This window comes from Natrinema sp. LN54 (genome assembly GCF_052439245.1).
GTDB lineage: Archaea > Halobacteriota > Halobacteria > Halobacteriales > Natrialbaceae > Natrinema > Natrinema versiforme_A.
The window spans coordinates 329,357-341,933 of the sequence record NZ_JBQVRP010000002.1 but is presented as its reverse complement, the minus strand read 5'-3'; the positions used below and the strand labels follow the sequence as shown (position 1 = coordinate 341,933).

Here is a 12,577-nt window from a genome sequence, read left to right as displayed (position 1 = left end):
ATGCTCGGAGATATCGGGACACTGGTGTTGCAGGGGACGATGATCAGCGCCGTCTACGCGCTGATCGCCATCGGGTTCACCATGATCTTCGGCGTCGGCGGGACGCTGAACCTCGCCCACGGGGCGCTGATCATGGGCGGTGCCTACGTCTTCGCGCTCCTCTCTCGAGAGATCCACGCCGCCGTCGCGTTCCCCGTGACGATCGCCGTGATCGCCCTCCTCTCGTGGGGGCTCTATCAGGTGCTCGTCCGGTGGGTCGAGGAGAACGTCGTCATCACGTTTCTGGCCACCGTCGTCGTCGCGATCGCGACGACGGAGTTCGTCCTCTACCAGTTCGGCAGTTCGCCGATCGGGATGACGCTGATAAGCGGCGCCGTGAACCTCGAGCCCTACGGGATCAACGCGCGGACTCGCTACGTCCAGTTCGTCGGCTTCGTCATCTCGTGGCTCGCGATCGGGCTGCTGTGGTACTACATCACCCACACCGACGACGGGCGATCGGTCCTCGCGGCCTCGATGAGCGAACGCGGGGCCCAGTTGACCGGCGTCGATCTCCACGCGGTCCGGTCGAAGACGTGGCTCATCGCCGGGGCGCTGGCCGGAACCGCCGGCGTCATCCTCGGCTCGACCGGCGGTGCGACGCCGCTCATGTGGCTCAATCCGCTGGCGCTGGCGTTTATCATCGTCGTCATCGGCGGCATCGGCTCGATCAAGGGATCCGTCATCGCGGCCTACGTCATCGGATTCCTCGAACAGTTTACGGTCACCTTCATCGGGCACGGATTCAGGGGCATCCTCTCGCTGGTCGTGCTCGTGGTCTTCCTGTTGTACATGCCACAGGGACTCTACGGGAGGGAGTTCGCCCATGATTAGTACGATCCTACTCCTCGGAACGGTACTCGCGACGGTGACGAGACGACTCGGCAACGTCGCCGGCACGGTACGACGAGAGGTCCTGTTACCGATCGGTCAGGCGCTCGAGCGACTCCTCGCGCCGATCGATCGAGCACTCGAGCCCGTCGCGAACGTCTACAACCGGTCGCTCGGACCGTATTTCGGCACGATGACGGGGCTGCAGTTCGCGCTGATACTCGTCAGCGTCGTGGCCCTCCTGACCGCGGGCGTGTGGGCGCCGATGGTCGGTCCGCTGGTCGGCGGCGGCCTCCTGCGGACGCTCGCGCTCGCCAGCATCTGGGCCATCTTCGCGATGAGCTGGGACATCCAGAGCGGTTACACCGGCTACATCAGCTTCGGCCACTCCGTGTTGTCGGGGGCGGCCGGCTACACGACGGCGCTCCTGCTCGTCCACGTCGATCCGGGGCTGTCGATCTGGGTCACGGCCTCGGTGTCGGTCCTCGCGGCGCTCGTGATCGGGCTGCTGATCGCGCTGCCGACGCTCCGACTCGAGGGCCCGTACTTCTCGCTGATCACCTTCGTCGCCGTACTCCTGTTCTATCGGCTGACGACGGCGTTCAGTTCGCTGGGCGGCATCCCCGGGTTCGGACAGCCGGACGTCTTCACGTGGGATCCGGTCATGCGGTACTACTACATGGCCATCCCGATGCTGCTCATCGCGCTCGGGCTGACGTTCATGGCCCGGTCGAACCTCGGCATGATCCTGGTCGCGATCCGCGAGAACGAATCGGCGGTGTCGGCCGCCGGGATCAACCCGACGAAGTTCAAGATCTGGTCGTTCGCGCTCAGTTCGATCCCGATGGGGATCGGCGGGGTGCTCTTGGTCGGCTTTACGGGTAACGTCGACCCGGAGACCTTCGTCATCGTCGACAACAGTATCGAGATGATCGCGATGGCCGTCATCGGCGGCATGAGCTCGATCCTGGGACCGCTCGGCGGCGCGTTCCTCTTCGAGTTCCTCAATCACCAGCTCTTCCACAGCTACTCGACGCCGGTCCGGTATCTGTTCCTGTGGGGACTGGTCTTGCTCGTGCTCGTGTTCGCGCGGGACGGACTGTTCAGGATGATCTGGCACCGCCTCGGTGCCGTTCGAGGTGAGTCCGAATGAGCGTCCTCGAGGTCGACGGACTCACCAAACGGTTCGGCGGACTGGTCGCCGTCGACGACTTCTCGCTGGACGTCGAGGAAGGCGAAATCGTCGGCCTGATCGGACCGAACGGATCGGGCAAGTCGACGGTGTTCAACTGCATCATGGGTATCTACGACGTGACCGAGGGGTCGATTCGGTTCAACGGCGACGACATCACCGCCGATTCGACGCACGAGATCGTCAACAGGGGGCTCTCGCGGGTCTCACAGGAGTCCAATCCGATCGATCTCTACTCCGTCGCCGGCAACATCAAGCTGTTCACGCTGCCGAACAGCATCCGCTCGCTCCACGGCGGCGCGAGCGACGAGGAGATCTACGAGTACGCCGCCCGCATCGACATCGAGGACAAACTGGAGGAGATGCCGGGCGAACTGCCCCACGCGGACGTCCGTCGACTCGAGATCGCCAAGGCGCTGGCGACCGAGCCGGATATGATGCTGCTGGACGAGCCATTCGCCGGGATGAATCAGGCCGAGATCTCGGAACTGTCCGACCAGATCGAACGCTTCCGCGAGAACGGCATGACGATGGTCGTCGTCGACCACAACATGGGCGGCCTGATGGAACTCGTCGATCGGGTCGTCGTGCTCAACAACGGCGACTTCCTCGCGGCGGGTACTCCCGAAGAGATCGCCGAGAACGAACGCGTTCAAGAGGCATACCTCGCCGGGGAGGGAATCGAATGACAGATCCGATACTCGAGGTCGACGACCTCAACGTCTACTACGGCAAGTCACACGCACTGAAGGGCGTCTCGCTGTCGATCGATCAGGGCGAAATCTACGGCGTGATCGGGCCCAACGGGGCCGGCAAGACGACCATGCTCAACGCCATCGCCGGGTTCGTCGAGTACGAGGGGACGATCCGCTACGACGGCGCGGACCTCGCTCGCGTGAGCCCCCAACAGATCGTCAGGGACGGCCTGATCTACTGTACCGAGGACCGGGACCTGTTCCCGTACTTCTCGGTCCACGAGAACCTGCTGATGGGCGCGCAGTTCCGCGACGACCGGGATGCGGTCCAGGACGACCTCGCGATGGTCTACGAACTGTTCCCGCGGCTGGACGAACGCCGCGAGCAGGAGGCCGAAACCATGAGCGGCGGCGAACAGCAGATGCTCGCCGTCGGCCGCGCACTCATGAGCGATCCCGACGTGTTGATGCTCGACGAACCCACGCTCGGGCTCGCGCCGGTCATCATCCAAGATATCAGCGACGCGCTCGAGCGGCTCTCCGAGCAGGGGCTGACGATCCTGCTCGCCGAGCAGAACTCGACGTTCGCGCTGCGCCACGCCGACCGACTCTCGCTGATCGAAACCGGCGAGATCGAACTATCGGGAACGTCCGCGGAGTTCCACGACAACGAGTACGTCCGCGAGGCGTACGTCGGCGTTCACTGAGACGGGTTGCTGTAACGATGTACCGGCGCAACCCCGACCGCTCTGGGGTTGCGCCGGCAATGACTTACAGCAGACCGTATGAAGAACCGATTCGCCGCGGACTCCATTTTTCGGTCGGGTCGGCGACGACGGGCGGTGAGGCGAGTGCGTACCGATCCGGAGCCCGTCGGCCACGCCGTGGTACCCGGATCGGGAGCGACGGTCCTGTAAATGCTTGCCGGCCACCTACGTGTCGTCCCGTCGACGCTACCGTATGGTCAAACTCTCGACGATCGTCATCGTCGCCGGCATCGTGATGCTGGTCTTCCCGATTCCGCCGATCGCGAGCGCGCTCGGCGGGGTCGTCGTGATCCTCGTCGGCATCATACTCCGGTTGGTCGCGGGGAAGTGAGGCCGCCGCGGCGATCACCAGTCGCTGTCCGACCGTTCTCGGAGCCGGCTCGAGCGGTCGGACGATGATGCGATCGGGTATGCACTGCCGTTCAGAGATTTCACACAGCTATCAGTAGTCGAACACACCTGCATTAGTGGGCCGACGATTTTATTCGCCGCTGGCCGACGGTCACCTATGCAGACGACTCCGCGGGTACTCGTCGCCGGCGGCGGACTGGCCGGACTGGTCGCCGCGCGCCATCTCGTCGCCGGCGGCGCGGACGTGGCGCTGCTCGAGCGCAGAGAGCGGGTCGGCGGCCGCGTTCGGACCCTCGAGCGCGACGGCTACCGGTTCGATCGCGGTTTTCAGGTCCTCTTTACCGCCTATCCCGCAGTGAAGCGGGAACTCGATCTCGAGGCGCTCGAGTTGCGCCGGTTCGCGCCGGGAGCAACCATCGCGGGACCCGACGGCCGATCGGTGCTCGCGGACCCGCTCCGGGAGCCCGGGACGATCGCAAAAACGCTGTCGAACTCGTTCCTCTCTGCCGGCGACGCGCTCCGGGTCGCCCGGCTCTGGTGGGAGCTTCGCCAGACCGACCCGAACGAACTGTTCGCCGGCGAGGACGGACGAATCGACGCATTCCTCCGCGACCGCGGCTTTTCGGACGCGTTCATCGAGGGCTTCGTCGCACCGTTCTACGGCGGGATCACGCTCGATCGATCGCTCTCGACCTCGAGACACGTCTTCGAGTACACGTTCCGCACTCTCGCGGCGGGCGAGACGGCGGTTCCGGCCGCCGGCATGGGCGCGATTCCGGCCCAGCTCGCCGCCCGCGTTCGCGAGGCCGGCGGCACGATCAGGACGGGAGTCGGCGTCGAGTCAGTCGCGGCGAACGGCGGCGACTCGAGCAGGGAACGCCCCGACACCGACGGCTCCGTCACCGTCGAGACCGACGAGGGGACCGTCGCGGCCGACGCGGTCGTCGTCGCGACCGATCCGCCGACCGCTCGCAACCTCACCGGCGTCGAGTCGATCCCCACCGACGCGCGGGGCTGTGTCACCCAGTACTACGCGCTACCGGACGATATCGACCTCGAGACCGGGCGGCGGCTCCTGTTGAACGCGACCGATCGGGGGCCGAATCACGTCGTGCCCCACAGCGCGGTCGCGCCCGAGTACGCCCCCGACGGGATGGCCCTACTCAGCGCGACCTATCTCGGCGTCCCCGACGAGAGCGACGACGCCTTGGCCGATCGGACGCGAGCGGCCCTCGAGTCGTGGTATCCCGACCGGGAGTTCGACGCGCTCGAGGCGGTCCACACCGAGCGCGTGCCGTTCGCGCAGTTCGAGCAGCCGCCGGGGTTCCGCGACCGGCTGCCCGACGCTCGCGACCCCGCGGGTCCCGTCTATCTGGCCGGCGACTACACGCAATGGTCGTCGATTCAGGGCGCGATGGAGAGCGGACGGGACGCGGCGAAAGCCGTGATCGACGATCTGTCGCGATAATCCGGGCGGAGTCGGACTCGAGTCGTCCCCGTTCGATCGGATCGACTGATGGCTACGCGGCGGTCAGACTCCTTCGATCCCGTGACAGTCCCGCGAGTAGCGGAGAACTATTAAGCGCCGCGAGCCCCCTTCTGGAGACACGGAGACAGCACAGCCATGGCTCTGGACGAACTCCTCGAGGGGACAGCGTTGACCGGGCGGCAGGCGGCGATCATCTTCTTTACCTTTCTCACCCTGATTATCATCGCCGCGCTGATCCTGATCACGTTCAGCGACTTCTTCAGGGACCTGTTCATGTACCGCGACGCGGCCGACCTTCGAGTCGGCGCGCTGGCTCTCGTAGCCGGGCGGTCGGCCCTCGGAAGCCGCGGTCCCTGATTCCGATTTCGGAGGCCGCCGCCGATCGGTACGGACCAATCGCGGCTCACAGCAGCCGCCGACACTGCCCCAGCGGCGGGAACCAAAGCGTCTCGCCGCTCGAGGCGTCCCTGACCGCGGGATAGAAGGCGTCGGGGGTGCGGACGAGCGGCGTCTGGAAGTCCCGGCCGGACATCCCGTTGACCGTCGCCCCGGCGGCGAGGCGGGTAAACGCCGGGAGCACGAGCACGTCCGCACCCTCGTACCGTTCGGGTCCGTAGAGGAAACACGGGCGTTTGCGCCCCTCGATCGATAGCGCCGGGTGATCGTGACCGACGATATAGCGGTCGGCGGCCGTGTCGGGGCGCTCGTGGCCGTGACAGACCACCGTCTCCCCGTCGGCGACCGCGTACTCGGCGGTCGTCTCGCCGTCGAACGCATCCGCGAGCATCGGGTCGTGGTTGCCGGGCGTGACGATCAGTTCGGCATCGGCCCGCTCGACGATTTCTGTAAGGCGATCCAGATCGCGCGCCACGCCGCGGGGAACCCGCGAAAACGAGTGCAACAGATCGCCGGCGACGACGACGGTTTCCGGGGTCGTTTCCGCGAGGAGGTCCCGGAGCCGCTCGAGGCTATCGCTTCCGTCGTCGATCGGCGCGTCGACGCTCGAGGCGGCCGCTTTGCCGAGGTGGACATCGGTGAGGACGAGCGTCTCGGCTGCGGGCAGGAAGACCGCGCGATCGCGGACGGAAAACGGAACGTCGATATCGACATCGGGTGCGGTCATCGCTCCGGTTCGGTGTCGGACTCGGCGTCCGTCATCGCTGTCTCGGACGCCGGCTCCGTCCCGGACGCCGCCGTCGTCGCCCCGCCGTCGGCGCGCAGTTCCTGTCCGAGCGCGTCCGCGAGGTCGTACTCGGTGCCCGTCAGGATGTAGAGCACGTCCTCGAGGGGCTCGAGGACTTCGGGGAGAATGCGGACGACGAGGTAGGTGATCCCCAGCAGGGCGACGATCGACAGCGATTGGGCGATGAAGTTGTGGGCGACGATGTAGGACGTGCGGTCGGCGGGGGCACCCATGAACTCCGTGACGACGTAGACGAGGGCGTCCTGCTGGAACCAGCCCCACGGCGAGGCGAGCCCGATGAAGACGTTCCGGACGAGGTTGAGGAACCAGATGACGCCGATCGCGAGCGCGAAGGCGGTCGCCTTCCGCTCGAGCGGCGCTTTGACGGCGGCGATGAGGCCGCCGAAGATGGCCATGCTCCCGATACCGGTACAGGCTGTGATGATGTAGGTGGTCCGGCCGGTCACCGTCTCGTTCGGATCGAAGTCGAACTTGCTCACGTAGCCGTTGCTCCCCTCCGTAAGCCCGGGACTGTGACCGAGCAGTTCCATCCCGAAGTGGGTCTGGGACGCGGTCGTCTCGATCAGCCACGTGCGAACGACCGGAATCGTCTCGACCGGCAGGTAGATCAGCCCCATGATCGCGACCGCTTTCGAAAGCAACAGGAGCGACTCGCGGCCCTGAAAGAGCAGATACCCGGTATAGACACACAGCGGCAGCGCCGCTATCGTTAACAGGGTCTCGATCGGGCTCTTGACCTCGAGATAGTAGTGGGGGGTGAGCGTGACCCAGAAGACGCCGAAGACGACCCACGCGCCCGCAGCGAGGTACCGCGCCGGATCGACAGCATCGAGCCACTCGAGGACCATCGCGGTTACGAACGCGCCGATCGCGAGCCACGCGAGCGCGTCCGACAGGGTGATCGAGCCGATACTCGCGAAGAGAGGCGTCGCGGGTCCCGCCGCGACGTCGACGACTGCGTCGGGAATCGCGGTCGTCGCTGGTAGGGCCGGCATACTCACGTGAATCCGACGAACTCTCCCGCTATCAACTTGACGCCTCGAGACTATCGCCGATTCTGAGAGGGAAGTATCGCCGATTCGGCGGCCGACAGTCGCGCATTCGGCGGCCGGACGGAGCGCGACCGCGTACCTTTTTGCAACGCTCTCGAAAAGGCTAGCCATATGGTCGACGTCCTCGACAACAAGCGGGCCGCGACGCGATTTCGGATCCTCGTCCAGATCGCCGAGCGCCAGCCCGCGGTCAGCCAGGGGGAGATCGCCGGGGAAGTCGGCGTGACGAGTCAGGCCGTCAGCGAGTACATCCGCGAACTCGTCGACGACGGTCTCGTCGAGAAGGAAGGCCGATCGCGCTATCGCGTCACCCGCGAGGGCGTCGACTGGCTCTTTCGGGCCGCGGACGACGTCCGGCGGTTCGCGGACCACGTCACCGGGGACGTGCTGGGCGCGATGAGCGAGGACGCCTATATCGCGACCGAGGATATCGAGGAAGGCGAGACCGTCTCGCTGTCGGTCGAAGACGGCCTCCTCCACGCCGCGCCGGGCAGCGAGGGTCCCGCGACCGGTATCGCGACCACCGACGCCGCGGCCGGCACCGACGTCGGCGTCACCAGCTTCGAGGGTGTCATGGAACTCGATCCAGGATCCGTCACCGTCCTGCAGGTCCCCTCGATCCGAACCGGCGGGAGCCGTGCGATCGACGACGAAACCGTCACCGAGGCCTGCGACGAGGCCGACGTCGTCGTCGCCGCCGGCGTCGAAGCCGTCGTCGCCTGTCGGCAGGCCGGCACCGATCCCGACGTCACCTTCGCCGTCGGCGACGTCGCGGCCGACGCCGCAAATCACGGCCTCGAGGTGACCGCCGTCGCCACGACCGACGCCGTCGGCCGGGTCACCGACGCGCTTCGGGACGCAGACGTCTCCTACGAAGTACTCGAGGGATAACCACCGGTCTCGTCGGCGTATACTCACTGCTCGAGCGGCGTGACGAACGTCTCCCTGCCAATGACTTTAGGTAGAATTCCTTTCCCGTCACGGCCGCTTTCTCGGACTGAGGTTGCGAATGGAACCCTCCGACGCGTACAGAGTAATCGCCAGTGTCGACCGACAGTATCTACTCCACGAACTCGTCGAGCACGGCGGAGAGAGTAGCGTGAGAGACCTCGCGCGGAGGGTCGCCATCCGACGACATCGGACCGACAGCGCGAACATCTCCGAGACGGAGATCGATCGGGCTCGCCTCAGACTGGTCCACATCCACCTGCCGCAGTTACTCGAGCGGGACGTGATCGACGTCGACTGGAACGACGGCGCGGTCGCGCTCGCCGAGGATGACCGCGTCGACCCGCTGCTCGAGGCGGCCGAAGAGGTCGCGCAGTGGCCGCCGGAACCGCAACTGCCACAGCGGTCGGAGTCCGAGGCGTAGCGCGGTGTATCCACTGATCGAGTGACCAGTGTCTCGACCACCGTTCCGAGTGCCGCGACGACCGGAAGTGCCGAACGAACGAGACGCTTAGCCGATGTACCGCAGGTCGTCGTCGGTCGGCACGTCCATCTGCTGTTGCTGTTCCATCTCTTGGATCTTGCCGATGACTTCCTCCATCTCGTCGGCCCGCTCGTCCAAGGACTCGTAGTCGAGTTCGAAGCCCAGCACTGCCTCGAGCACCTCGAGGACCGCGCGAGCGCTCTTGGGGTCGACGAGGTAGCCGCTGGTCTCGCCCATCAGGCAGGTCGCGTCGAAGCCGCGGCGCTCGCCGAGTCCGAGCAAGAGTCCGGAGACGCCGACGATACCCCCCGCCGGCTCGTCTTCGCGGAACTCGACGCCCGCGTCCTCGAGTGCCTCGAGCAGCGACTCGTCGCTGACGGCCCCGACGACGGCGTACTCGTCGATGAGTTCGCCGGTCGGAACGCCCCCGAGCGCGTACACCTCGGTCGCGCCGAACTCCTCGGCGACGTCGAGGAAGGCGTCGGTCAGCGTGTAGTGGCCCTCGTTGCTCTGGGCCTGATGATCGCCGGTCAGCAAGAGGAGGTCACGGCCGTCGGGCACCTCGACGGCGTGAATCTCCGCGCAGGTCAGCGTCGAGACGCCGTCTTCGACGCTCACCTGCGGCGGGAACTCTTGGGAATAGATTCGCCGTACGAGCGTGCTCTCACCCTCGAGTTCCTCGAGCAGGTGCTCGACGGCGAGGTTGCCGACGTGCCCGACTCCCGGCAACCCCTCGACGAGGACGGGGTCGTCCAGTTCGACCTCGGCGACTGCGTCGATCTCGAGTTCGTCCATACCGTATCAGCGGCGGCGACGTTTAAGAGCGCGTCGGTACTCGCCGTACGGATCGTTCGGATTGAACGGTGCCGGGGCGCTGTTCGCCGTTTCGGCACCGCAGTCGGGGCAGGTCGCAGAAAGGGTATACACCGGGCTGTCGTGGGCCTCGCGCCACGCCGAGCAGACCCGGATGTCGGATTTCATTATTCGTCGTCGGTCCGGCGCTCGCGGTGGTACTGCCCGGAGCCACCCTGGTCCTCGATCGCGACGACCGCTCGCTGTGCGCTCTCCTCGAGCTGGGATTCGGCGGTCTTGTAGTTGGGCGCCTGCACTTTGATTCGGTACTCGGGTGCGCCGACGTAGCTCACTTCGAGGTCGACTTCCTCGGGCACCTCACCGTTGCCCTCGGCGGCTTCCAGCGCCTCACGGATCCCGTCGACGCCGGTCTCGGTCGGGTTCTCGAGGTCGACGTAGCCGGTGACGTTGACGTACGGCACCGAGACGTTCTCGCGAGCTGTCTCGACGATCGCGTCGATTTCGTTCTCCTCGAGATCGGTGTCCTCGAGGGCCTCCTCGCCGTGAATCGCGGCCTGCTTGAAGCCCTCGTAGAGTCCGCCGTGGATGCCGATCAGTTCGTTGGCGATCGCCGTGTAGTCCTCGTCGTCGATCTCCTCGCCGAAGGCGAGTTCCATCCAGTTGTCGGCCTTCTGCTCGTTTTTCCACTCCTGAATCTTGTCGGAGCGCTGGTGGTCGTTGACGTCTTTCAGCGAGAGGTCGATCTGCTGGGACCCCTCGTCGACGTCTAAAACCTTACAGACGGCGATCTGGCCCTCGCGGACGTGATCGCGAACGTTCTTGATCCAGCCGCTCGCGACTTCGGAGATGTGGATCAGGCCGCGCTTGTCCTCGTACTCCTCGAGATCGACGAAGACGCCGAAGTCTTCGATTTCGTCGATCTTGCCGACGACGAGTTCGCCGGGTTCGGGCCAGCCGCTGTACTTCATCGTGACTCGACTGTCTCGAGGATCTCGTGTTCGATCTCGGCTTTGCCACCGGTCGGTCGCACGAGCGTCGTCCCGCAGACGGCGCAGGCGACCTCGGAGGAGGCCTTGCCGAAGACGGTCTGTTCGTTCTCGCAGTCACTGCATCGAACGTTGTAGAAATTTCCTGCCATTGGAATCACTCCTGGAACTCGAGTCGGCCGGTACGCCATCCCTCGCGGAGATGGGCCTTGCCACACTCGCTGCAGCGGTATTTGAGGTCGGTCTTCTTCGTCGGCTTTTCGCCGACCGGCACCTTCGAGAAGCGACCGGAGTTACCGATGCTCGAGGTGCTCCGACGGGTGCGGCGAGCGTCCCACTTGAGACCACTCGAGCGGCCCGTTCGGGACTTTTCGACTTCGTGTTCGTGGTGTTCGTTGCAGTGCGGACAGTACGTATTGAATCGGCGTGGCATCTGCATAGTTATCTCACTTGCCGTGGGCTAAGATAGCGCTGTTTAAAACCCGTTTGGTTCGTCGTCGTTCGTTCCCGCCGGCTGTCGTGTTGGATCGCTCTCGGCGGTCGCCGCTGTCGCTCGCTCCGAAGCGTTTAATCCGCTCTCCTGTGAAGCGTGAGCCATGAAGCAGCTCATCATCCACGGCGATCCCGGGATCCGAAACGGGGCGATCATCCAGTACGAAGGGGAGGAGGTGGTCTGTTTCGGGATCAACAGAAACGGCGAGTACCACGGTCCCGAGCGGGTACAACTCTGGTGTACCGTCGGCTCCGAGGACGAGTACGAGGACTACGAGAAACGGAACTTCACGCCGCACTTCCTCGATGTCGACCGCGCCGACGCCGAGGACATCGACGTCGTGCAACCGAAGAGCGATCTGGCAATCTAACGGCCGACTCTTGATCGCGACGGCGATTCCACGCGCCGATTTTCCGACCCGTGTTCGACCGACGCCCGTTTTCTGAGCCAGCGGCCGACTGACCGAGCCCGCCGACCGAAACGGTATCCCGCGGATAGTCACGATATCTGATGTTTTTACACATCAATCGCAAGAGGGAAAACGAAGCCGTCGACAGTAGACGATACTCTCGAGGCCGAACCGACGATGAGTAAGTCCCTCTCAGAGGCCGTCCGAACGCGGATTCGCGCGCTCCGCTCGACGGCACGGTTTAGTCAGTTCGTCGGTGTCGGCACCGTCGGGGCGACGGTCGACAACGTCGTGCTCTTTCTACTGGTCCAACGGACGGGGCTCGGACTTGCGTGGGCGAAACTCATCGCTTGGGAACTCGGCATCGTGGTCATCTTCGTGATCAACGAACAGTGGACGTTCTCGAGCCACGGCGAGGACGGGATCGGACCCCTCGGACGGCGGTTCATACGTTCGAACGCGGTTCGATTCGGCGGATTACTGGTTACGCTTGCCGTGCTAACGGTGCTGACCGAGCAGTTCGGCGTCTGGTTCATGGCGGCGAACGTGATCGGGATCGCCGTCGGCTTCTTCGTCAACTACACCTGTGAGAGTCTCTATACGTGGCAGGTCCATCAGGAGTAGCGGTAGAAATCCGCATACGGCGTCCGAATCATAACCCTTAACTAGCACACTCGGGTATGATGTGGTAGCGGGATGGGATAGCCAGGAGATTCCGGCGGGCTCATAACCCGCAGACCGGTAGTTCAAATCTACCTCCCGCTATACTTTCGCTGCGAGCAAATACGCGAGCAGCGAGTATAGCACAGTAGTGGATTTGAATC

Annotated in this window: 18 protein-coding genes and 1 tRNA gene; 12 read left to right on the top strand and 7 right to left on the bottom strand. The window is 64.9% G+C overall.

Translation table 11 applies throughout. The features are described 5' to 3' along the window. The 7 genes from ACT4ML_RS06885 (at window position 1) to ACT4ML_RS06855 (ending at window position 5,721) form a co-directional block, all read left to right on the top strand. Window positions 1-873, top strand: coding sequence for a branched-chain amino acid ABC transporter permease (locus ACT4ML_RS06885; RefSeq protein WP_444720193.1), 873 nt, complete (start codon window positions 1-3; stop codon window positions 871-873). Beyond that, a complete protein-coding gene (locus ACT4ML_RS06880; RefSeq protein ID WP_444720192.1) occupies window positions 866-2,023 on the top strand; it encodes a branched-chain amino acid ABC transporter permease in 1,158 nt (385 codons plus the stop codon). Before ACT4ML_RS06885 ends, ACT4ML_RS06880 begins: the two co-directional genes overlap by 8 nt. Next, window positions 2,020-2,751 carry an ABC transporter ATP-binding protein gene (locus tag ACT4ML_RS06875; protein WP_444720191.1) on the top strand — a complete coding sequence of 244 codons (732 nt, stop codon included), beginning with the start codon at window positions 2,020-2,022 and terminating at the stop codon, window positions 2,749-2,751. The genes ACT4ML_RS06880 and ACT4ML_RS06875 overlap by 4 nt, the downstream gene beginning before the upstream one ends. Next, window positions 2,748-3,464 carry an ABC transporter ATP-binding protein gene (locus ACT4ML_RS06870; protein WP_444720190.1) on the top strand — a complete coding sequence of 239 codons (717 nt, stop codon included), beginning with the start codon at window positions 2,748-2,750 and terminating at the stop codon, window positions 3,462-3,464. Before ACT4ML_RS06875 ends, ACT4ML_RS06870 begins: the two co-directional genes overlap by 4 nt. Before the next feature lie 253 nt (window positions 3,465-3,717). After that, window positions 3,718-3,855, top strand: a complete 138-nt coding sequence (locus ACT4ML_RS06865; protein ID WP_444720189.1) for a transporter — start codon at window positions 3,718-3,720, stop codon at window positions 3,853-3,855. 177 nt (window positions 3,856-4,032) lie between these two features. After that, window positions 4,033-5,343, top strand: a complete 1,311-nt coding sequence (locus ACT4ML_RS06860; protein WP_444720188.1) for an FAD-dependent oxidoreductase — start codon at window positions 4,033-4,035, stop codon at window positions 5,341-5,343. A 156-nt stretch (window positions 5,344-5,499) separates the two neighbouring features. Beyond that, a complete protein-coding gene (locus ACT4ML_RS06855; RefSeq protein WP_444720187.1) occupies window positions 5,500-5,721 on the top strand; it encodes a hypothetical protein in 222 nt (73 codons plus the stop codon). Between the two features lie 46 nt (window positions 5,722-5,767). Here ACT4ML_RS06855 and ACT4ML_RS06850 read toward each other — a convergent pair whose 3' ends face one another. Then, window positions 5,768-6,487 (bottom strand): metallophosphoesterase, encoded by a 720-nt coding sequence (locus ACT4ML_RS06850; RefSeq protein WP_444720186.1) that lies wholly within the window; start codon window positions 6,485-6,487, stop codon window positions 5,768-5,770. After that, on the bottom strand, window positions 6,484-7,563 hold the full coding sequence (gene artA / locus ACT4ML_RS06845; RefSeq protein ID WP_444720185.1) for an archaeosortase A: 1,080 nt from the start codon (window positions 7,561-7,563) through the stop codon (window positions 6,484-6,486). Before artA ends, ACT4ML_RS06850 begins: the two co-directional genes overlap by 4 nt. Before the next feature lie 168 nt (window positions 7,564-7,731). Here artA and ACT4ML_RS06840 point away from each other — a divergent pair, with 168 nt between their 5' ends. Beyond that, complete coding sequence (locus ACT4ML_RS06840; RefSeq protein ID WP_138245942.1) at window positions 7,732-8,511, top strand: DUF7839 domain-containing protein; 780 nt, start codon at window positions 7,732-7,734, stop codon at window positions 8,509-8,511. 118 nt (window positions 8,512-8,629) lie between these two features. Further along, window positions 8,630-8,992 (top strand): DUF7344 domain-containing protein, encoded by a 363-nt coding sequence (locus ACT4ML_RS06835; RefSeq protein ID WP_444720184.1) that lies wholly within the window; start codon window positions 8,630-8,632, stop codon window positions 8,990-8,992. Between the two features lie 87 nt (window positions 8,993-9,079). Here ACT4ML_RS06835 and ACT4ML_RS06830 read toward each other — a convergent pair whose 3' ends face one another. From ACT4ML_RS06830 to ACT4ML_RS06810, 5 genes are read right to left on the bottom strand one after another with little or no spacing between them, the layout of a single operon-like run. Then, window positions 9,080-9,847 (bottom strand): proteasome assembly chaperone family protein, encoded by a 768-nt coding sequence (locus ACT4ML_RS06830; protein ID WP_444720183.1) that lies wholly within the window; start codon window positions 9,845-9,847, stop codon window positions 9,080-9,082. 6 nt (window positions 9,848-9,853) lie between these two features. Then, on the bottom strand, window positions 9,854-10,033 hold the full coding sequence (locus ACT4ML_RS06825) for an RNA-protein complex protein Nop10 (RefSeq protein WP_444720182.1): 180 nt from the start codon (window positions 10,031-10,033) through the stop codon (window positions 9,854-9,856). Then, the gene (locus tag ACT4ML_RS06820) at window positions 10,033-10,833 is read right to left on the bottom strand and encodes a translation initiation factor IF-2 subunit alpha (protein ID WP_138245946.1); all 801 of its coding nucleotides are present in this window, start codon (window positions 10,831-10,833) and stop codon (window positions 10,033-10,035) included. Before ACT4ML_RS06820 ends, ACT4ML_RS06825 begins: the two co-directional genes overlap by 1 nt. Beyond that, window positions 10,830-11,003 carry a 30S ribosomal protein S27e gene (locus ACT4ML_RS06815; RefSeq protein ID WP_006429375.1) on the bottom strand — a complete coding sequence of 58 codons (174 nt, stop codon included), beginning with the start codon at window positions 11,001-11,003 and terminating at the stop codon, window positions 10,830-10,832. The genes ACT4ML_RS06820 and ACT4ML_RS06815 overlap by 4 nt, the downstream gene beginning before the upstream one ends. A 5-nt stretch (window positions 11,004-11,008) precedes the next feature. After that, complete coding sequence (locus tag ACT4ML_RS06810) at window positions 11,009-11,290, bottom strand: 50S ribosomal protein L44e (RefSeq protein ID WP_006429374.1); 282 nt, start codon at window positions 11,288-11,290, stop codon at window positions 11,009-11,011. A gap of 157 nt (window positions 11,291-11,447) precedes the next feature. Between ACT4ML_RS06810 and ACT4ML_RS06805 the strand changes: the two genes are divergently transcribed. The 3 genes from ACT4ML_RS06805 to ACT4ML_RS06795 all read left to right on the top strand — a co-directional run bounded on the left by ACT4ML_RS06805 (window position 11,448) and on the right by ACT4ML_RS06795 (window position 12,518). Then, the gene (locus tag ACT4ML_RS06805) at window positions 11,448-11,714 is read left to right on the top strand and encodes an HAH_0734 family protein (RefSeq protein WP_138245947.1); all 267 of its coding nucleotides are present in this window, start codon (window positions 11,448-11,450) and stop codon (window positions 11,712-11,714) included. Between the two features lie 216 nt (window positions 11,715-11,930). Further along, window positions 11,931-12,377 (top strand): GtrA family protein, encoded by a 447-nt coding sequence (locus ACT4ML_RS06800; protein WP_444720181.1) that lies wholly within the window; start codon window positions 11,931-11,933, stop codon window positions 12,375-12,377. Window positions 12,378-12,443: 66 nt separating this feature from the next. Further along, window positions 12,444-12,518, top strand: a tRNA-Met gene (locus ACT4ML_RS06795). Window positions 12,519-12,577 lie beyond the last annotated feature (59 nt).